Source organism: Halorhodospira sp. M38 (genome assembly GCF_022227985.1).
Taxonomy (GTDB): Bacteria; Pseudomonadota; Gammaproteobacteria; order Nitrococcales; family Halorhodospiraceae; genus Halorhodospira; species Halorhodospira halophila_A.
Genome location: NZ_JAJNQP010000007.1, coordinates 97,936 through 118,143, shown reverse-complemented (window position 1 = coordinate 118,143; position 20,208 = coordinate 97,936). Strand labels below are relative to the sequence as shown.

Here is a 20,208-nt window from a genome sequence, read left to right as displayed (position 1 = left end):
CCCCGCCCTGAACGGCGGGGCTTGCGCCAGCCGAGAGGTCATCACCTCCCCGCCTCAACCGAGTGTCCTCATCGCGGTGTCTGCACCCGGTGTCCTCATCGAGTGTCGTCATCAACGTCGCATGTCGACATCGCGACACCCACGCGCGAACACCCCTGCGACACTGTCACGAGCCCGAGCGTGTGACACACGCGACGGGGTCTGCGACACCGGCGTGGACGCAGCGCACGAACGGCCGTGAGGACGTTCGCTGCGCGGCCAGCCCCTCCCTGCTCGCTCGCCTACACCCCGGATTTTGATAGTGGCTATATCCACCAGCACGCAGTGGTTCGAGAGCGGTCTGCTCACCCCCTCTCACGGCCGCTCTTGCCCACGCCGGGACGCACTCCGTGTCGCTGTCTCGCGAACTGATTTTGTGTGCGGGTGAGGAGCACTCAGTGTGCGCGCCGGGGTTTCGTCGCGGTCGCGCCCACCCGCTCCCGTCACGCGCGACACGTGTCGCAGACACCCTCGTGTGACACGTAAAAAAGGGGTGAGCCCATCGGGTCACCCCTGTCTGCATGTCGACATGTGTCGCAGACGTCAGTGCGGACGTGTCGACACTCCGGTCCCAGCCACGGTCCCAAAAGTGTCGTCATCCCCGATGTCGATGCTGCCGCCCTCCTCGGTGTCGTCATCGCGTCGGATACGAGTAGACACCCCGACAACCCGGCAACACTCTCATCGACCGATGGCGGCCCGGCCCCACAGGCTGGCGCCGCACAGGCATCCACCGCATACACATGAGGTAACGAAAAACCCAGGAGAAGATACGCTGCCTCAGACCCGATCAGACGATGGCCAGCGGCCGGGGGCCGTCCGGCGGCGGGAAGCGTTCTTCGAGTTCCGTGCGCTGCGCTTCGGTCAGGGTGATCTCGAGCGCGGCGCGGTTTTCGAGAACGCGCTCCGGCGTTCGCGTCTTCGGGATCGCGATCACATCGCCCTGATCCAGCAACCAGGCCAGTGCCGCCTGGGCCGCCGTCATGCCGTGACGCCCCGCAAAGCCCACGAGACGCCGGTCGTTCAGCAGCCCGCCCTGCCCGAGCGGGCAGTAGGCCATGATCGGGATGCCGCGCTGGCGCAACCACGGCAGCGTGTCCCAGTCGATACCCCGTTCCCCGAGGTGATAGAGCAGCTGATTCGCGGCGACCGCGCCCCCGCCGGGCACCTCCCGGAGCTCCTGCAGGTCACTCCGATCGAGGTTGCTCACGCCCCAGTGGCGAATGCAGCCAGCGCGCTGCAAATCCTGGAATCCGGCCACCGCCTCCCCCAGCGAGGCGCCGCCGCGCCAGTGCAGCAGGTAGAGGTCGATCCGGTCCGTGCCCAGACGCTCGAGACTCTGCTGACACGAGCGGACCACGCCCTTGCGGCTTGCGTTCCACGGGAAGACCTTGCTGACAATGAAGGCCTGATCCCGCCGCCCGGCCAGGGCCTCGCCCACCACCCGCTCGGCACCGCCGTCGCCATACATCTCGGCGGTATCGATCAGGGTCAGCCCGGCATCCAGCCCGGCCTGCAGCGCCGCGACTTCGGCCGCGCGCTCGCTTCGGCGCTCACCCATGCGCCAGGTCTCCTGGCCGAGGGCCGGAACCCGCTCTCCGTCGGGCAAAACGACATGGCGCTGCATCTCACCCCCTTGCCCCTGGGTCGGCCAGGATTCCACAGAACCTGTGGAAAACCGTGTGGAGAAAGTCCGCCGAACCCGCTTCGCGAAGGCCTTCCAGGTCCATTGGACAAAGACTGTTCATCTGCAAACCAACCACAAATCAGCACCTTGCGAACACCCCTCCAGATGTCAGCGGCTTACGCGGGGTTCTCGCATCGCCTGTGCAGAAATAACCGTGCTGGTCTTGCGTCGGGCGGGAATGTCAACCCCACATCACGCGGACCGGGGTGATCGTTCGATCTGGCAGGAGACACCTGGCTGGCAGAGTGCCCAGTCGCGTTACTCTGGCGGAGAGGGAGGGATTCGAACCCCCGGAGGGCGCATGCCCTCACCCGATTTCAAGTCGGGTGCTTTCGACCGCTCAGCCACCTCTCCTAGAGCGCAAGATGGTAGCGCACCGGCTCGACCGCGGGCCACCCGAGACAACGGCGAACGCCGCCCGGGTCAGTCCTCGGTACCGCCCGGCAGCGGGTATCGCATCTCAAGCGTGTTGCCCCCCGAGTGTGGCAGGTAACGGACCCGCCACATCAGCGCCTGGATGATCCGCAGCCCCCGGCCACCCTCATCCAGATCGACCGTCCCACCGGGCGCCTCCACCGCGGGCAGGTCCGGGCCTGTCGCCTTGCCCTCGTCGTGGATCCGGACGATCAGCCAACCGTCGTCTCGCCGGACGGTGATGCGCACGGTGTAACCTGCGCGTTGGCCGTGGGCGTGGATGATGGCGTTGTTGACCGCCTCGCACAGGGCCAACTCGACCTCTCCGGCTGCCTCTTCGCCCAACTCCAGCTGCCCCGCCAGTCGCTGCCAGGCCCGGCAGGCGTCAACCACCTGGCGCAGATCGCTATCAATCTGCAATTCCAGGAGCAGGCCCGCGTTCACGCCTTGGCCAGCTCAGCAACCGCCTGTTCGGCATCGGGATAGATGCGGAACACCCCCTGATCGAGCCGCGTCACCCGGAACAGCTGGACGACCTTGGGCGCGTGCACACCGGCCAGCGCCAGCGACCCGGCGGGGTCGATGTTCTTGCGCAGCGACAACAGGGCGGACAAACCGCTGGAGTCGATGAAATCGACCCGAGCGAGATCGACCACCAGGCGGGCCATGCCGTCATCCATGGCCTCAAGCGCCGCCCGCTTGAACGCCGGTGCCTCACTGGCGTCGAGCCGCTCGACCTGAACCTCGACGACGGCCACCCCGTCTCGATCCGCGCGCCGGTATCCCATCCGCTCACTCCTTTGTGCTACCGCCCTATTGGCCTGCCCCTGGGAACCGCAAACAGGCAAAGGTTACGTCATCACTCGGCGGTTGGTCCGCGTGATCTTCCATCATCCGCCGTACCCCCTGGATCACCGTGTCCACCGCGCAGCCACGCCAGTCCCGCAGCGCCCGCTCCAGGGATTCGGCCGACAGCGGGCGACCCGCGGCATCCTCCACGTCCACCAGCCCGTCGGTGTAGAGGAAGAGCAGATCCCCGTCCGCCACGGCAAGCCGGCCCTCTTCGTAGCACCCCCAACCGCCGATACCCACCGGCAGCCCGCCGGCCTGCAGGGGCAGGCTCCCGCCCCGCTCGCGGATCAACAGCCCGGGCGGGTGTCCGGCGTTGGAGTACCGGATCTCGCCTGCGGCCGGGTCGTAGATGACCACGATCAGCGTGAAGAACGTATCGAAGCGCTCCAGGGGGAACGCCTCATCCAGGGCGTCGAGGATCGCCGCCGGTGAGACCTGGCGGCGCTCGGCAACCCACTGGCGGATCGACTGCGCCACCGAGACCGAAACCAGCGCCGCCGTCACGCCGTGCCCGCTGACATCCAGCATATAGAGCACCACCCGCCCGTCGTCGAGCGGGATGGCTGCGAAGACGTCGCCGCCAAGGACCGCACTGGGCTGGAAATACCAGTCCAGGGTATAGCCAGCATCCTCTTGCGGCGGGTCCGGCAACAGGGACTGCTGGACCCGCGAGGCGACACGCAGCTCGGCCTCGATCTGACGCTGCTGCGCCTGCAACTGCCGGTGCTGGGCGGCGAGCTGATCTGAACGCGCCTTGAGCTTGGCGTGGGTGCCGACCCGGGCGCGCACCACGGCGGTGTTGAACGGCTTGGTGATGTAGTCCACCGCCCCGCGGGCCAGTCCATCCGCCTCTTCCTCCCAGTCGCTGAGGGCGGTGATGAAGATGACCGGGATCTCCCGGGTTTGCGGATCACCCTGCAGGGTCTCCAGCACCTCATAGCCGGTAATCCCCGGCATGGTGATATCGAGCAGGATGACATCGGGCAGCCGCCCGCGGGCGATGATCGCCAGCGCCTGCTCCCCGCTTCGGGCGATCAGGGTGCGGTAGGCGTCGCCCAGCACCCGGCCGAGCAACTCCAGATTGATCGGCTCGTCGTCCACGATGAGGACAGTGGGCCGATCCTCATTGCCAGCGTCCCTGCCATCCATGCCATCCCCCGGCTAAGAAACGTCGCGGAACCCCGCTGTTCGGGGCTACTGTTACTGCTACGATACAGAGCCAAAGCCAGGGACGATAACGCTGTGCGCAGACGCAAGAACGGACTCTTCGCCCTCTTCCTGGTCGCCGTCGTCGGCATCACGGTGGCCGCGTACCTGCGGGTCCACCCGGATACGGTCCACTTCCGTGTTGCCGAGTGGTTGGGCCAACTCGACCGGACCGACCGCGCCACCGAGCACCTGGGCCGGAGCATCGAGGCCGGGCTGAGCCACCCCGACCGACTCACGGAGGCAACCCTGACCCTGCTCGGGCGGGACCACACGGAGCCGGCCTTCGCCGGGGCCTGGCGTCTGCACGAGAACGACTTCCTGGACCCGGACATGCGTTCCGCTCTGGCCGGACACTTCGACCGTCTCGGCCAGCCGGAGCGCGCACTGGCGCTCTATCAGACCAACGGCAGCCTCTCGCCGGCCGGCATCCTGCATCACGCCTCGCTGCTGCGCCGCAGCGGGCAGGAAGAGGCGGCCATCGGGCGCTACCAGGAGTTGCTGCACAGCCTGCCCACCGAGGACATCGACACCCGTGCAAGGCGTGCCCCGGACGCCGAGACCACCGAGGCCCGGCTGGAGCTCGCCCGCCTGCTCGCTGAACGGGGCCGGCACGAGGAGGCGATCGGCGAGTACCGCCGGGTCCTCGACGACGACCCGGACCATCCCGCCGCCCGGCTCGGGCTGGCCCGCACCCTCTTCTGGGCTGGCGACATCGACGGGGCCGCCGCCGAGATCGACCATCTGGAAACCGTCAAACTGGAACCGCCGGACCGGCTCTTCCTGGCCGACCTGCAGCTCAGCCGAGGCGCCTATGAGGCCGCCATCGAGCTCTACCGGGAGCAGCTCGACGCGCATCCCGGGGATGACGAGACCCGGTACAAAAAGGCCCTGGCGCTGGCCTGGTCAAGTCGCTACGAGGAGGCCATCGAGGCCTTCGACCGGCTCCTGGCAGCCCGCCCCGAAGACCGGCAGCTGATGCGCCAGTTCGCCCAGGTCCTCACCTGGGCCGACCAGCCCGACCGGGCCATCGAGCTGCTGCGGCGTAGCCTGGAGGATTAGCGTGCCAGATAGGATGCGAAGCGCCGCCCTCGGCCTGGCCGGTAGCGCGCTGATCCTCGCCACCGGGCTCTCCGGCGAGCGTGCCGGGGCCCAGCCGCTGCCGACACCGGATCTCGCCGAGGCCAGCCTGGTGGCGGCCCACGAGCACATCAGCGACCGCGACGCCCGTCAGCAGCTGGCGCGGCTGCTCTCCTGGCAGCCCGAGCGCCGCGCCGAGGCGTTGGCCGAATACCGGCGCCTGCTGCAGGAGACCCCCCACGATCCGGCACTGGTCTACGACACCGCGGAGCTGCTGCACTGGATAGGAGACGATGCAGCCGCCGCCGACCTGCTCGCCGCCCTGCCGGAGGGTGTCGAGCGAACCCGAGCCAGCCTGCTCCTACAGGCCCGGGCGGAGTTCGCACGGGGGCGCACCGGCCGCGCTCGCACCCTGCTTGAAGGCCTGCAGCCGCTGCGCGAGCGCGCCGAGCAGCAGCTCTACATCGCCACGCTGACCGCCTCCGGGGTACTCCATGGCGCGGAGACTGCCCTGCGCGAGCTCCTCGACGAGAGCCCCGAGGACCACGAACTGCGCCGCCAGCTCGGTGATCTCCTCCAGGCCCAGGGCCGGCCTTACGCGGCCGAGCACCAATACGCCCGAATCCTGGCGACAGACCCCGACGACGACCTTGCGCGAAGAGGGCTCCAGGGCCTCGCCCACCGGACAGCGTTCGGCTCGCCCGAAGACACCGAACCAACGCCCTCGACTGCGGAACCGCCAGCGGATCCGCGCAGCGGCCGGGATTACCTCAAGGTCGCCGAACACGCCGCAGCCCGCGGCAAACGCGAGGCCGCCGAGGCAGCCGCGCGCCGGGCCCTGGCACTGGACCCAGAACTGACCCGGGCGAGCTACCTTCTTGCCGATCAGCTCATCGCCCGCGGCGCCCTGGCCGAGGCCGAGGAGCCCCTAGCCGCCATCCTGCAGCGCTTCCCCGATGCCACCCAGGCCGGCCTGACCCGGGCCCGGCTGGCGTCCTGGCAGGGCGACTACGAGCGCGCCCTGGAAATCTACGACACCCTCGCCGAGGCCAACCCGACGGATCCGACCTTCGCCGTAGAGGCCGCGCGCGTGGCGGGCTGGGCCGGGGATCGAAAGCAGTCCAAGGAGCGCTACGCCGCCTTGCTGAACCAACTACATAGCACCGCGGACGCCGAGGACGAGGCCTCGGCCCGTCCCGTGCTGATTACGCCCGCGCCCGAGAAGGCGCCGCTGCCAGCACCGGCCCACCCGGACTATCCGGCCCTCGCCGAGCACCGGGCCGTCCACCAGGAGGCCCACGCCAAGGCCCTGGTCCAGGACCGCCAGCCGCGGGCCGCCCTCGCCGTCCTCCAGCGTGCCGCACGCTTCCAGCCCCACAACCTGGAGACCGCCTTCGATCAGTCCGAGATCGAGTGCACCCTCGGCCTATGTGACGCCGAACGGGCCACCTACCGGCGCGTGCTCGAGATGGCACCGGGGCACGCCCAGGCCGGGCAGCGCCTGGCGCACCTGGAGCGCCGGCGCGGCCCGCGCGCCGGCGTCCACGCCGAGTACCGGGATGAATCCGGGCGCGACGCCGAACTGGAGATCCTCGGTCTCGGGGTTCATGGCAGCCTGCCAGTGGCCGCACGCGGGCGCGGCTACGTCTCGGTGGACCGGCTGCGGTACCGCTTTGATCCGGATGCCAACCCCGAACTCGAGCAGGTCCGGGGCAACCGGGTCCACGCCAGGCTACGCAACGTGGTCAGCGCGCATCTGAGCTGGCGCGCCGAACTGGCGCACACCCGCTTCGACGACGCCGACGTAGACGACGCCACCGAAGGCCGCGCCGAGGCCGAGTACCACCCCGGTGACCGGGTCCGCACCCGCGTCGCGGTCGCCCAGGAACGGGTCCTGCGCAACCCGGCCACCGCCCTGGAACGCCTCGACCGCCGCCTGGTCGAGACTGAGCTGGACTACTACGCTGATCGCCATGTCGATCTGACCGCCACCGCGCGCGCGGCCCGCTACACGGACAGCAACCGCGGTGTCCTGCTGCAGTTCCAGCCACGGGTACGCCTGACCGAGCACCCGCACCAGCTCACCGGTGGGGCGACCTTCCAGTACCGCGACACACGGAAGAACGAAGGGGATTACTGGACGCCCCAGGACTACCTCGCCGCCGGCCCGTTCCTGGAATGGCAACACGACCTGGCCGAAGTCTTCGGCTGCCGGGCGCTGAATCACGAGTACCGGATCCGCCTCTCCGGGCATCGGGACAGCGAGCAGGATTCCGGGACGCGCCTGGCCGGCGCCTACCTCTGGGACGCCGGTGAGCACCTGCAGCTGGCCACCGACGCCTTCATCGAGCGCTCCAGCGAGTGGGATGCCGAGGGCGTCCGCCTGAGCGCCACCTGGCATTTCCATTGACTACCGCCCCCGGGCGGCTCGCCACAGGCCGGAGTCGATAACCCATGGGTCCACGCCGCCGCTTCCTGAACCGAAGCCTGCTGATCACCCTCACCGGCGCTGCCATCCTCAGCGTCTTCACCTATCTGATCGGCCGCACGGCGCTGTTCCTCTTCGCCGACTACCTCTGGTACGAGAAGATCGCCGCGGCGCTGCTGCTCTTCGCCGAGGCGTTCATCATGCTCCACGCCCTTGGCTACTTCCTGAACATCTACCACGCCAACCGCACCCGGGCCGTGGAGCCGGCGGCTGCCGACACCGAGGGCCACATCCCGGCGGCCACGGCGCCGCGATTCACCTCAGATCAGGCACAGAAGGCGCTGGCCAGCGACGACCCGCCCGAGCTTGCGGTGATCGTCGCCGCCCACAACGAGCCCCTGTGGCTGATCGAAGAGACGCTGACCTGCTTCTACAACCTGACCTACCCCAACAAGCGGATCTTCCTGCTTGATGACACCCGGTACGCCCCGCCCGAACAGCGTACCGCGGAGATGATCGAGTATCGCCAGCAGATCGAGGCGCTGTGCCAGCGCATCGGTGTGCACCTCTTCCGCCGCCCCTGGCGGGGTGCCAAGGCGGGGATGATCAACGACTTTCTCGCCTTTCTGAACGACCAGCCACCGGCCGGCTTCGAGTTCACACGCAGCCCGCTGGACGACGCCCCCTTCGACGTCGACTACGTGGCCGTTTTCGACGCCGACATGAACCCGCTGCCCGAGTTCGCCGAGCCGCTGATCGCCCAGCTCGAGAGCGAACCGGATCTGGCCTTCATCCAGACCCCGCAGTACTACTCGAATTTCGAGGGCAACCGCGTGGCACGGGCCGCCGGCATGCAACAGGCGATCTTCTACGAGTACATCTGCGAGGGGAAAAGCACCCAGGACGCCATGTTCTGCTGCGGCACCAACGTCATCTTCCGCCGCGCGGCACTCGACGACGTCGGCGGCTTCGACGAAAGCTCAGTAACCGAGGACTTCGCCACCTCGCTGCGCTTCCACGCCCGCGGCTGGCGTTCGGCGTACATCAATCGGCTGAGCGCCTTCGGGCAGGGCCCGCAGGATCTGGGCGGTTATTTCAAACAGCAGTTTCGCTGGGCGTTGGGGACCGTAGGGCTGTTCCGCACCATCCTCGGAACCATGATCCGTGCACCGCGCCAGCTCTCCGCGGCCAAGTGGTGGGAGTACACCCTCTCCGGCACCCACTACTTCGTCGGCTGGGTGTTCCTGATCCTGGTCCTCAGCCCGGCGCTCTTCCTGCTACTCGGTGTGCCGAGCTTCCTCGCCCGGGCCGACCTCTATCTACTGTTCTTCTTCCCCTACATCGTGCTCACGGTGACCCTGTTCTCCTTTGCCATGAGCCAGCGCAAGTACCGGCTGCGGGAGCTGGTCGGCGGCATCGTACTCCAGGCCACCGCCTTCCCGGTCTACATGAAGGCCAGCCTGCTGGGCATCCTGGGGGTGCGCGGTTCGTTCACCATCACCCCGAAGACCGGCAGCAGCGCGATTGCGCTGCGCTCGCTGTGGCCGCATCTGGTGCTGATCACCCTGTGCACGGCGGCCATCACCTGGGGCGTGATGCGTGCGGTCTTCGAGCAGGATCCTCTGTGGGCGCTGACCATCAACACCCTCTGGTGCGGCTACCACCTGGCGCTGCTGCTCGCCGTCTTTTACTTCAATCACCAGCCCGAGGAGCTGACGGCATGATCCACCGCCGACTGATCCGCTGGGCCGGCGGCACCCTGCTCGGCGCCCACTGCCTGCTACCGGCGGCACTGCCCGCGGGTAGCGCGCCGCCGCCCGCACAGCCCGTAGGCTTCGGCGTGGCCCTGGACGGGGCCGCCACCGGTGAGCGGCTGGCCGAACTCGAAAAAGAACTGGCCCTGGGGCTCGATCTGGTGGTGATCTTCATCCAGTTCCCGCAGGACCCCGGATACGACAACTTCCCGGCGGAGCAGCTTGAGGCCATCCGCGAGGCCGGGGCGCGCCCGGCCCTGACCTGGGAGCCGATGTACATCCGCGATGGCGAGGAGCACGTCATCCCCGCCGAGGCCCTCACCGACGGCGGCTACGACGCCTACCTGCGCCGCTTCGCCCGGGGCATCCGGGAGTTCCCCGAGCCGGTGATCGTCCGCTTCGCCCACGAGATGAACCTCGAGCGCTACCACTGGGGCAGCGCCTCCGCCGAGGGCTTCGGCCCGTCGACACCGGCGCGCTACCGGGCCATGTTCCGGCATGTGGTGGAGGTCTTCCGTGACGAGGGGGCCGCGGACAACGCCCGCTTCGCCTTCAACCCCAACGCCGAGTCGGTCCCGTCGCCGGAACACGACCCGGACGCCGACTGGAACCGCCCCGAGGCGTACTACCCCGGGGACGACTACGTCGATCTGCTGGGGATGGACGGCTACAACTGGGGCACCACCCGCACCCGCGAGGAGCACGGCTGGGACAGCCGCTTCCTCCCCTTCGAGACGATCTTCGAGCCCCTTTACCAGACCCTGCGCGAACTCGCCCCGGGCAAGCCGATCTACGTCTTTGAGACCGCCAGCGTCACCGACGGCGGCGACAAGGCCGCCTGGATCGAGACGGCCGCCGCCACCGCCGTAGACTGGGAGCTGGCCGGGCTGGTCTGGTTCCACAACGACAAGGAGGAGGACTGGCGGCTCGATGCCGGGGTGCCACCCGAGGCCCTGGATCCGCTGCGACGGATGCGCAGCGAGCCCGCCGCCCTGTTGGAGGGACGATCCCATGGTGACTGAAAGCGCCCGAGCGGCCATGGACGCCCGGCGCGAACTGCGCCGCCCGGTCGAGTCTATCGCCCTGCCGTTCCTCGGCTCGCGCGGCGAGGCCCTACAGCCTTTCCAGTACCTGCTACAGGATGTCAGCAGCAGCGGGCTGGGGATCTTCCTCCCCGACTGGTTGGCGAGCCGGGAGCGGCTCCGGGAAGGGGATCGGATCTTCTTCCACGTCCCCTTTCGTTTCGGCGAGCGCATCCTCAACCGCGGCTACGTCGCCTGGCAGCGCTGGTCCGCCGAGGAGGGCGGCCAGTGGGCCGGGGCCACCCTGACCAGCGGCGCGCCGCTGCCCTATCCGCTCTACATCGCCCTGGACGCCCGCGAGATTCGCATCGACCTGGGCCGCTTCGAGACCTCCGAGGCGCTGGCCCAGCGGATCATCCACGACTCCGTGCTGCTCAAGCGCGGGGTCCTGATCTACCTGCGCCACCTTGAGGCCCTCTTCTCCCGGGTCAGTGAGCTGCGCGGTGACGACTACCGCCTTTTCCGCGAGCAGATCATAGGCGACGTCCGCGAGCGGATTCAGCGCAACCTCGCCTACCTGGAGCCGTTCGATCCGCAGGGCAACGGGGCGGCGCAGGCGAGCGAGACGATCATGGAGGACATCGACCTCGATGAGTTCCGCGCCGCCATGGAGCCGGAGCTACCGCTGGAGCTGTTCAACTACGCCCTCGGCGCCGAGAGCACGCGGCTTTACCTCGACTCCATCAAGAAGCTCGAGCACCGGCTCTATCTCAACCACAACGCCTACGTGATGCTCTACATCGCCGGCCTGCAGCCGCAGAGCGGTCGGCCCGACGACGCCCCCTAGCCGGGCTGACCGGCGTGCCGGGCGGCGGCACGTACGGCCTCCTGCACCAGACCCGGTCCGCGGTAGATCATGCCGGTATAAAGCTGGACCAGATCGGCGCCCAGATCCAGGCGCCGGCTCACGTCCTCGCCGGAGCAGATCCCCCCGGCGGCGATCAGGGCCGTACGCCGCTCGCGCCGGGCCGCCACCTGCTCAAGGACGCGCTCAGACTGCTCGCGCAACGGCGCCCCGCTGAGCCCGCCGCTCTCGCGGCCCCGGGGATCCCGGCCCACCCCGGGGCGCCCCAGCGTGGTATTGGTGGCCACGATGCCGTCCACCCGGCGCTCGAGCAGGATATCCAAGGTGGCATCCAGCTCCCCGGCATCCCAATCCGGGGCGATCTTGACCACCAGGGGCACCCGCTTGTCGTGGAATTCGGCCAGGCGCTTGCGCTCGGTCTGGAGGCGATCGAGGAGGTTGCGAAGCGCGCCCTCATGCTGCAGATCGCGCAGCCCCGGGGTGTTCGGCGAGCTGAGGTTGATTGCCACGTAGTCGGCCACCCCGTAGACCATTCCCAGCGCCAGGGCGTAGTCCTCTACGGCCCGCTCGGGGGGCGTATCCCGGTTCTTGCCGATATTGATACCGATCACACCACGGTGCTGCGAGACTTCGAGCCGGCGGGCGAGCGGCTCGGCGCCCTGATTATTGAAACCCATGCGGTTGATCAGGGCCTCGTGCTCGGGGATCCGGAAGACCCGGGGACGCGGATTGCCCGGCTGCGCGCGCGGGGTAACCGTCCCCAGCTCCAGGAAGCCAAAACCGAGCTTCTCGAGTACGTCCATGTACTCGCCGTCCTTGTCGAAGCCGGCGGCCAGACCGACCGGATTGGGGAAATCGATCCCCATCACCCGTCGGGGCACCGCGGGCAGGCCCCGCACCCCGGGCACAGCGGCGATACGCAGACCCAGGCGGGCGAGTCGCATGCTCACGCGGTGGGCTTGCTCGGGTTCGAGCCGGAATAGCAGACGGCGGATCAGGGCGTACATCGGACTCCTCGCAGCAGCGGTCGACCGGTTGGCGGCGCTATCTTACACTGCACGCAACGCCCTGTGAGGGGCCCCGTTCAGCCTGGAAGAATCGAGACCATGCCGCGCCCCCCCCGCTGGCCGATGCTCATGGCGGTGTGCCTGACCGCCCCCGTCCTCGCCGACGACTTCGAGCAGTGCGTCACCAACCTGCGCGCCGATCTCAAGGAGCAGGGCCGCGACGCCGCGGTGGTCGAGGAGACCTTCGCCGACGTCGAGCAGCTCGAGCGCATCCTCGAGCTCGACCGCGAGCAGCCGGAGTTCGTGCAGACCTTCCGCGAGTACCTGGACGCCCGGCTAACGGATCAGCGCATCGACCGCGGGGAGGCGATGATGGACGAGCACCGGGAACTGCTCTGGCGGATCCACGCCGACTTCGGCGTACCGCCGCGCTACCTCGTGGCGCTGTGGGGCATGGAGACCCACTACGGCAGCTACTTCGGTGAGGTGCCCATCATCGACGCCATGACCACCCTCGCCTGCGAGGGCCGCCGGGCGCGTTTCTTCTTCCACCAGCTCGACGCTACGCTGGCGCTCCTGGAGGATGGCAAGCTCGCGCGTGACGGCCTGCGCGGCTCCTGGGCCGGCGCCCTGGGGCACACGCAGTTCATGCCCACCACGCTGCGCGAGCACGCCGTGGACTACGACGGCTCCGGGCGCATCGATCTACGCGACAGCGTGGCCGATGCCCTCGCCTCCGGCGCCAACTACCTGCGGTCCATGGGCTGGCGCCCCGGCCTACGCTGGGGCCGCGAGGTCAGGCTGGCCGACGGCTTCGGCTTCGAGCACCTGGGCCTGGACGACCCCCAACCACTGGACGAATGGCAGCAGCTGGGCGTGCGTCGGGCCGACGGGTCCGACCTGCCGGAAAGCGACATCCCGGCCGCGCTGCTCCTGCCCATGGGGCGCAACGGCCCGGCGTTCCTGGTCTACGAGAACTTCCGCCGCATCATGGGCTGGAACGCCTCGGTCTCCTACGCCCTGTCTGTCGGCCTGCTCGCCGACCGGCTCGACGGCGCCCCGCCGCTGCGCGCGGACTTCCCCGATGAGCCGCCGCCGCGGCACAACGAACTGCGCCAGATCCAGGAAGTCCTCAACGAGCTGGGCTTCGACGCCGGCCCCGTCGACGGGCTCCTTGGCCCGCAGACCCGCGCGGCGCTGCGTGCCTATCAGCAGGATCGGGGGCTGCCGGCCGACGGCTACCCGGACCAGGCGATCCGCGACCGGCTCCTGGAAAAGGCGGATTGACCCCCGCTCACCCGTCGCGCCCGTCGGGGCCGAGCTCCTCGACCAGTGCGCGCAGGTAGGCGGCGATATCCCCCGACTCGTAAAGCCACTGTCCGTCGCCGCCGTCGGGGATGTAGAGGCAGGGCACCATGCGCTTGCCACCGTGCTCCTCGAGCTCGCGAGCGGCCTGGGGATCCTGGCCGATATCGCGGCGTTCCAGCTCGATGCCGAGGCTGCGCAGGGTCATGTTGACCCGCATGCAGAACGGGCACCATGACCGCTCATAGAGCACCAGCCCCGCCACCGCGCGGTCGATCCGACGCTGCAGGCGGCGCTGCTCGCCGGGGTCCTCGCTGGGGTCCGCTGCGGGGCGCTCGTCGCTCATGATCGTCGCTCCTCGATGGTTGTCGGGCTTCACATTCGCAGGATGTCATAGAATCGAAAAACCGCCCAGAGGCGGATTCTGCTAGCGTAGAAGGCATGCAAGAACCGACCGACCTCAAACAGCCCGAGCTCTACAACAACCGCCTGCTCAGCCTCCTCGAGTTCAACCGCCGGGTCCTGGAACAGGCCAGGGATCCGAGCGTACCGCTTCTCGAGCGGCTCAAGTTCCTGTGCATCCTCAGCACCAACATGGACGAGTTCTTCGAGATCCGCTTGGCCGGCGTCAAGCAGCGGGCGGAGCTCGGCTCGGTGCAGACCGAGGCCGACGGCCGCAGCCCCCAGGAGGTGCTGCGCGCCACCGGCTCAGTGGCCCACGAGATCGTCCACGAGCAGTACCGGGTGCTCAACGAGCAGCTGATCCCCGCGCTAGCCGAGCAGTCGATCCACTTCGTGCGCCGCCAGGACTGGAGCGAGGCACAGCGCGACTGGCTGCGCCACTACTTCGAGACCGAGCTGCTGCCCATCCTCAGCCCCCTCGGCCTGGACCCGGCGCATCCGTTCCCCAAGGTGCTCAACAAGAGCCTCAACTTCATCGTCTCGCTCGAGGGCAAGGACGCCTTCGGTCGCAACACCGGCTACGCCATCGTTCAGGCGCCCCGCGCCCTGCCCCGGATCATCCAGCTGCCGGCGGCGGAGATCGACGGCGGCGGCCCGAATGACTTCGTTTTCCTCTCCTCGGTCATCCACGCCTTCGTCAACGACCTGTTCCCGGGCATGACGGTGCGCGGCTGCTACCAGTTCCGCGTCACCCGCAACGGCGATCTCTTCGTCGACGAGGAGGAGGTCGACGACCTGATGCGCGCGCTGGAGGGCGAGCTGCCGCAGCGCCGTTACGGCCAGGGCGTGCGCCTGGAGGTGGCAGCCAACTGCCCGGACGCCATGGCCGACTTCCTCCTCGAGGAGTTCGAACTCGGCCGCGACGACCTCTACCAGGTGGACGGCCCGGTGAACCTCAACCGCTTGATGGCCGTCTACGACCTGGTCGACCGCACCGACCTCAAGTACCCATCGTTCACACCGGGGCTGCCCGCGGTGCTGAGCACCGGGACCGACCTGTTCAAGGCCATCCGGCAGCGGGACATCCTCCTCCACCACCCCTTCCAATCCTTCCTGCCGGTGGTCGACCTGGTCCGCCAGGCCGCCCAGGACCCCAACGTCCTGGCCATCAAACAGACGCTCTACCGAACCGGCCCCGATTCGGCCATCGTCGACAATCTGGTCCGCGCTGCCCGCGCCGGCAAGGAGGTCACGGTGGTGGTGGAGCTGCGCGCGCGTTTCGACGAGCAGGACAACATCCGCCTGGCCAACCGCCTCCAGGAGGCCGGCGCGCACGTGGTCTACGGAGTAGTGGGCTACAAGACCCACGGCAAGATGATGCTCATCGTCCGGCGCGAGGGCGGCCGCCTGTGCAACTACGTGCACCTCGGCACCGGCAACTACCACTCGCGCACCGCACGGCTCTACACCGACTACGGCCTGCTGACCGCCGACCGGCGCATCGGCGAGGACGTGCGCAGCGTCTTCCTGCAACTGACCAGCCTGGGTCGGTTCAAGGATCTGCACCGCCTGCTCCAGGCCCCGTTCACCCTGCACGACGGCGTGCTCGCCCGCATCGAGCGCGAAGCCGAGCACGCCGCCGCAGGTCGCGGCGGACGGATCATCGCCAAGCTCAATGCCCTGACCGAGCCGCGCGCCATCCAGGCCCTTTACCGGGCCTCGCAAGCCGGGGTGGAGATCGACCTGATCGTCCGCGGCATGTGCGTCCTGCGCCCCGGGCTGCCCGGGGTCTCGGAGAACATCCGCGTGCGCTCGATCGTCGGCCGCTTCCTCGAGCACACCCGGGTCTTCTACTTCGAGAACGCCGGAACCCCGGAGATGTACGGCGCCAGCGCCGACTGGATGGATCGCAACTTCTTCCGCCGGGTGGAGACCGCCTTCCCCATCGACGACCGGGAGGCGCGTGAGCGCATCGGCAAGGACCTGGCCTACTACCTGGCGGATACCCAGCAGGCGTGGCTGCTCCAGGCGGACGGCTCCTACGTGCGCGCCCGGCCGGAGGGCGATGAAGAGACCCCGTTCAGTGCCCAACAGGCCCTGCTCGCCCACCTCGCCGAGGACGCCTAAACCTGGCCCGCGCGCCGGCGCCGCCCTAGCCGGCCGACTCGGCCAGCTCCAGGGTCATGCCGGCGCGCTCCAGGTAGCGCTGCTCCTGGGCCAGATCGGCCTGCAGCAGAGGATTGTCGGCCAACCACCCCGCCGGGAACCACAGGCGCATGCCGTCGCCCAGCGGCTCGACCCGTGGCTCGAGCACGCTGCCGTCGGCCCGGCCGCGGTGAAGCAGCACGGCCAGGCGCAGCACCACCGCCAGCCGCTTGCCGGTATCCAACCACCGCTGCGGCAGGGCCTTCAGCTGCCCGCGGGCGAGCTTGCGGCGGTGGACCCGCACCAACAGGGCCAGCAGCTGCTGCTCCTGGCGGGAGAAGCCGGCCATGTCCGCATTGCGCAGGATGTAGGCGCCGTGCTTGTGGTACTGGGCGTGGGAGATGTCCAGGCCGATCTCGTGGAGCTGCGCGGCCCAGTCCAGGATGTCATGGTAGAAGCGATCGAGCAGCCCCCAGCTAGGCGCCACCTGCTCCAGCAGCGTGGCCGCCGTCGCCGCCACCCGGTCGGCCTGTCCCGACTCCACCGAGTAGCGCCGGCGCAGCGCCGCCACCGTGTTGGCCCGGGCGTCTTCGCTGTGCTGAAGCATGCCCAGCCGGCCCGCCAGGTCGTGCATCACCCCCTCGCGCATGGCGCCGTCGGCAACCTCCATGCGCTCGATGCCCAGCGCCTCGAAGACGGCGCACAGCGCCGCCAGCCCAGCCGGGAAGACCTGCCGGCGGTCGCCGGACAGGCCCAGCCACTCGCCCAGGACTTCCGCATCGCCGGCCTCCACCGCCAGCCGGCGCAGTCGGCCCAGCGCCTCGGCGGTGATCCACCCCGGCGGCGACCAGTCCCGGCTGGCGCAGGCGTCCGCCGCGGCGCGCACGGTCCCGGAGGCGCCTACCGCACCCTGCCAGGCCGGCGCCCGAAAGGCCCCCTCCACCGGCCCGAGTTCGAGGCGGGCCAGAACCCCCGCCTCCCGGAACCGCCGCTCGGTGATGCCACCGTCGGCGAAACAGCGCCCGGTCAGTGACACACAGCCGAGATGGACGCTCTCCATCTGCTCGGCCCGGGGACCGCGGCCCAGGATCAGCTCGGTGCTGCCCCCGCCGATGTCCACCACCAATCGGCGGTGCTCATCGAAACCGAGGCTGTGGGCCACCCCGAGGTAGATCAGGCGCGCCTCCTCGTAGCCCGAGACCACCTCGATGGGGTGGCCCAGGGCGTGCTCGGCCTCCTGCATGAAATCGGCGGCATCGCGCGCGCGGCGCAGGGTGTTGGTACCCACCGCCCGCACCTGCTGCGCCTGCAGGCGGCGCAGCCGGTCCCCGAAGCGGGCCAGACACGCCAGGGCACGCTCCCGGGCGGCCTCGCTCAGACGCTTCTGCCCCTGCTCCAGCCCGGAGCCCAGGCGAACCGTCTCGCGCAGCCGGTCGATGACGCGCAGGGTACGGGTGGCCGGATCGATGCGCGCGACCACCATGTGGAAGCTGTTCGAACCCAGATCAACCGCCGCGATCACCTGCTCATCGTGCATCACTGCGCCACCTCCGACAGGTCGCTGAGCACCCGGGGAGGATAGTGACCGATCAACCGCGCCGCACCGGGGGCCGCCCCCTCGGGGAAGTCAAGCAGACAGACGGACGCCTTGGGGAAGGCGAGGAAGGAGACCGGCGAGCCGAACAGGGCGTGCCCGACCCAGCAGCCGAGATCGGGCTCGTGGCCCACCAGGGCCACCGGCGTCTCATCGATCCCGGCCAGCCACTGGAAGATGGCCGCGGGATCCCCGCCGGGGGCCAGCGCTGCCAGCTCGCGCCGGGCAGTAGACTCGGGGAAGGCGGCATCCAGGATGGCTGCGGTCTGCACGGCACGGGTCAGGGGGCTGTGCGCCACCAGCGGCAGGTGTTCGACCACCCGCCGCAGCCCCAGCGCCGCCCGACGCATGACCCGCTGCCCCTGATCCGAGACGCGGCGGGTCCGATCCCTGCCGTCGGGGGCCTGGTCGCGGGGTTCGGCAATGGCATGCCGAACCACCAGGACCGGACCCATGGAGACTCCCGTACGACTCAGGCCACCGACGAGGAGCGGTCGCCGCGCCCCACGTCGCGATCACCGGAGCCGACGCGCTCCGCCACCTCGCGCACGCCGGCGTCGCGGGCCATTTGCTCGAGGGTGATGCCGTTGAGGAAGTCGTAGATCTGCCGGCTCAGGTCGACCCACAGGTCGTGGGTCAGGCAGCGGTCGTCGTCGGCGCCTCCCTCACCAACGCTCTGCCCCTGGGCCGTGCCTTCATCCACTGCGGTGATGATCTGCGCCACCGAGATCTCGCCCGCCGGACGCGCCAGGCGGTAGCCGCCGCCGGGGCCGCGCACCCCGACGACCAGCCCGTCGCGACGCATGCGCGCGAACAGCTGCTCCAGGTACGACAGCGAGATGCCCTGGGTGTGGGAGATTTCCGCGAGGGTCACCGGCCCCTTCTCGCTGTTGAGGGCCAGCTCCATCATCGCAGTGACCGCGTAACGCCCTTTCGTCGACAAGCGCATAGCCAATTCCTTAACAAGATGGGGGGTATCTCTGGTTATAGCGGCCGGATTGCGTCCGGTCAAGGTCGATCCGTCGAACTCCCGGACTGCAGGCGAAATCCGTGCCCCTCGCCCAGGCTGAACCGCAGCCAGCGACTCAGGAACCGATTGCTGACCCAGCGCTGTTCCAGGCTGCCGGCCGGATCGCGCACCGTACGCCCGCCGGTGGCCATCACCTCGGCCACCCGGGCGTCGTGGTAGACCCGCACGGTCAGCTCCGGCAGCGATTCGGCCCCGCAGCCGGATGCGAAGCGGTGGGTCAGGAGGACGGTGGTGGTGTAGCGACTGCGTTCGAGCACCTCGAGACGAAGCGCCACGCCGTCCCGCGAGAAGGAAATCTCGCGCTCGGCATCCGCCCGTTCCAGATCGGGCACCAGGCGGCGCATGTAGATGTAGTTCGTCTCGTAGAGCTCCATGAGCGCCGCGAAGGTGCGCGGTTTCGCCTCAAGGGCTCGGTGCGTGGCGGAGGCTTCCTGAACCATGCGCGCGAGCATAACATGCCCCGCCGCGCAGCAAACCCATGGCCTAGACGCGCCGGGTCAGCGCGTGCTGATGGATCACCGTCGAAGAGATCTCCTCGATGGACATGGTGGTGATGTCCAGATAGGGGATCCCCTCGCGGCGGAACATCGCCTCGGCGCGCGCCACCTCGTACTCGCACTGGCGCAGCTCGGCGTAGCGGCTGTTGGGGCGACGCTCACTGCGGATCTGGTGCAGCCGGTCCGGGTCGATGGTCAGCCCGAAGAGCTTCTCGCGGTGCGAGACCAGCGCCCGGGGCAGCCGAGTGGCGATCAGGTCGTCGTCGGTGAGCGGGTAGTTGGCGGCGTAGACGCCGAACTGCAGCGCCAAATAGAGCGATGCCGGGGTCTTCCCGCTGCGCGAGACCCCCACCAGGATGACGTCGGCGCGGCCGTAGTGCTGATGGGTGGCGCCGTCGTCATGGTGCAGTGCGAAATTCATGGCATCGATCCGCACATCGTACGTGCTATCATCCGCGATTCCGTGCGACCGGCCGATGACATGGTTCGACGGCACCTCCAGCTCGCGTTCGAGCGGCGCGATGAAGGTGTCGAAGAAATCGAAGAGGACAATGTGCTCGCTCCCGCGCAGGACGGCGAGCACCTCCGGGTCGATGATGGTGGAGAAGACAATGGGCGGATGGTCATCCTCGGTGGATGCCGCCGTGATCCGGCGTAACGCCGCCCGTGCCCGCTCCACCGTTTCGACGAAGGGGATCGTGGCCTGCTCGGTGGTGACCGAGAACTGGGTCATCAGCGAGTGGCCGAGGGCCTCGGCCGTGATCCCGGTACGATCGGAGACAAAGAAAACCCTGCGCACATCAGTCATCGGTGGGTCGGTCCCGTTGCGGCCATGTGTCGGCGGGCCATCTTAGACCAAGACCGCCGGCCGCGGCACGCAG

General features: G+C 69.0%; 18 protein-coding genes and 1 tRNA gene. 7 read left to right on the top strand and 12 right to left on the bottom strand.

Features of this window, described 5'->3' with window-relative positions; all coding sequences use genetic code 11:
* Positions 1–829: 829 nt before the first annotated feature.
* From LRA98_RS06535 to LRA98_RS06515, 5 genes are all read right to left on the bottom strand, one after another.
* Complete coding sequence (locus LRA98_RS06535) at positions 830–1,666, bottom strand: aldo/keto reductase (protein WP_238633102.1); 837 nt, start codon at positions 1,664–1,666, stop codon at positions 830–832.
* 324 nt (positions 1,667–1,990) lie between these two features.
* Positions 1,991–2,080: transfer RNA gene (locus LRA98_RS06530), tRNA-Ser, on the bottom strand.
* A gap of 69 nt (positions 2,081–2,149) precedes the next feature.
* Positions 2,150–2,584 (bottom strand): ATP-binding protein, encoded by a 435-nt coding sequence (locus tag LRA98_RS06525; RefSeq protein ID WP_238633101.1) that lies wholly within the window; start codon positions 2,582–2,584, stop codon positions 2,150–2,152.
* Entirely contained in the window at positions 2,581–2,928 is a 348-nt protein-coding gene (locus tag LRA98_RS06520; RefSeq protein ID WP_238633100.1) for an STAS domain-containing protein, read from the bottom strand. Before LRA98_RS06520 ends, LRA98_RS06525 begins: the two co-directional genes overlap by 4 nt.
* Positions 2,929–2,953: 25 nt before the next feature.
* Positions 2,954–4,141, bottom strand: a complete 1,188-nt coding sequence (locus LRA98_RS06515; RefSeq protein WP_238633099.1) for a PP2C family protein-serine/threonine phosphatase — start codon at positions 4,139–4,141, stop codon at positions 2,954–2,956.
* 93 nt (positions 4,142–4,234) lie between these two features.
* On the opposite strand from LRA98_RS06515, the gene LRA98_RS06510 reads away from it, so the two are divergent.
* From LRA98_RS06510 to LRA98_RS06490, 5 genes are read left to right on the top strand one after another with little or no spacing between them, the layout of a single operon-like run.
* Complete coding sequence (locus LRA98_RS06510; protein WP_238633098.1) at positions 4,235–5,260, top strand: tetratricopeptide repeat protein; 1,026 nt, start codon at positions 4,235–4,237, stop codon at positions 5,258–5,260.
* 1 nt (position 5,261) lies between these two features.
* Positions 5,262–7,688, top strand: a complete 2,427-nt coding sequence (locus tag LRA98_RS06505) for a tetratricopeptide repeat protein (RefSeq protein WP_238633097.1) — start codon at positions 5,262–5,264, stop codon at positions 7,686–7,688.
* A gap of 44 nt (positions 7,689–7,732) precedes the next feature.
* Positions 7,733–9,430 (top strand): glycosyltransferase family 2 protein, encoded by a 1,698-nt coding sequence (locus tag LRA98_RS06500; protein ID WP_238633096.1) that lies wholly within the window; start codon positions 7,733–7,735, stop codon positions 9,428–9,430.
* Positions 9,427–10,482: a glycoside hydrolase family 26 protein gene (locus LRA98_RS06495; RefSeq protein WP_238633095.1), complete on the top strand. Its 1,056-nt coding sequence runs from the start codon at positions 9,427–9,429 to the stop codon at positions 10,480–10,482. Before LRA98_RS06500 ends, LRA98_RS06495 begins: the two co-directional genes overlap by 4 nt.
* Positions 10,472–11,329 (top strand): PilZ domain-containing protein, encoded by an 858-nt coding sequence (locus LRA98_RS06490; RefSeq protein ID WP_238633094.1) that lies wholly within the window; start codon positions 10,472–10,474, stop codon positions 11,327–11,329. The genes LRA98_RS06495 and LRA98_RS06490 overlap by 11 nt, the downstream gene beginning before the upstream one ends.
* Here the strand turns inward: LRA98_RS06490 and LRA98_RS06485 are convergent.
* The gene (locus LRA98_RS06485) at positions 11,326–12,354 is read right to left on the bottom strand and encodes a quinone-dependent dihydroorotate dehydrogenase (protein WP_238633093.1); all 1,029 of its coding nucleotides are present in this window, start codon (positions 12,352–12,354) and stop codon (positions 11,326–11,328) included. The two genes, LRA98_RS06490 and LRA98_RS06485, sit on opposite strands and share 4 nt — an antisense overlap.
* A gap of 99 nt (positions 12,355–12,453) precedes the next feature.
* On the opposite strand from LRA98_RS06485, the gene LRA98_RS06480 reads away from it, so the two are divergent.
* Positions 12,454–13,641, top strand: a complete 1,188-nt coding sequence (locus LRA98_RS06480; RefSeq protein ID WP_201167935.1) for a lytic murein transglycosylase — start codon at positions 12,454–12,456, stop codon at positions 13,639–13,641.
* 7 nt (positions 13,642–13,648) lie between these two features.
* On the opposite strand, the gene LRA98_RS06475 is transcribed toward LRA98_RS06480, so the two are convergent.
* A complete protein-coding gene (locus LRA98_RS06475; protein ID WP_201167938.1) occupies positions 13,649–14,005 on the bottom strand; it encodes a glutaredoxin family protein in 357 nt (118 codons plus the stop codon).
* A 95-nt stretch (positions 14,006–14,100) separates the two neighbouring features.
* On the opposite strand from LRA98_RS06475, the gene ppk1 reads away from it, so the two are divergent.
* Positions 14,101–16,188, top strand: a complete 2,088-nt coding sequence (gene ppk1 / locus LRA98_RS06470) for a polyphosphate kinase 1 (RefSeq protein ID WP_201167941.1) — start codon at positions 14,101–14,103, stop codon at positions 16,186–16,188.
* Positions 16,189–16,213: 25 nt separating this feature from the next.
* On the opposite strand, the gene LRA98_RS06465 is transcribed toward ppk1, so the two are convergent.
* Genes LRA98_RS06465 through ppsR form a run of 5 tightly spaced genes read right to left on the bottom strand, consistent with a single transcriptional unit; the run spans position 16,214 to position 20,135 of the window.
* Positions 16,214–17,743, bottom strand: coding sequence for a Ppx/GppA phosphatase family protein (locus LRA98_RS06465; protein ID WP_238633092.1), 1,530 nt, complete (start codon positions 17,741–17,743; stop codon positions 16,214–16,216).
* Entirely contained in the window at positions 17,743–18,255 is a 513-nt protein-coding gene (locus LRA98_RS06460; RefSeq protein WP_238633091.1) for a SixA phosphatase family protein, read from the bottom strand. The genes LRA98_RS06465 and LRA98_RS06460 overlap by 1 nt, the downstream gene beginning before the upstream one ends.
* Before the next feature lie 17 nt (positions 18,256–18,272).
* Complete coding sequence (locus tag LRA98_RS06455) at positions 18,273–18,749, bottom strand: Rrf2 family transcriptional regulator (protein ID WP_201167950.1); 477 nt, start codon at positions 18,747–18,749, stop codon at positions 18,273–18,275.
* Between the two features lie 59 nt (positions 18,750–18,808).
* Positions 18,809–19,282 (bottom strand): DUF1249 domain-containing protein, encoded by a 474-nt coding sequence (locus LRA98_RS06450; protein ID WP_201167952.1) that lies wholly within the window; start codon positions 19,280–19,282, stop codon positions 18,809–18,811.
* 31 nt (positions 19,283–19,313) lie between these two features.
* A complete protein-coding gene (ppsR, locus tag LRA98_RS06445; RefSeq protein ID WP_201167954.1) occupies positions 19,314–20,135 on the bottom strand; it encodes a posphoenolpyruvate synthetase regulatory kinase/phosphorylase PpsR in 822 nt (273 codons plus the stop codon).
* Positions 20,136–20,208: the final 73 nt, after the last annotated feature.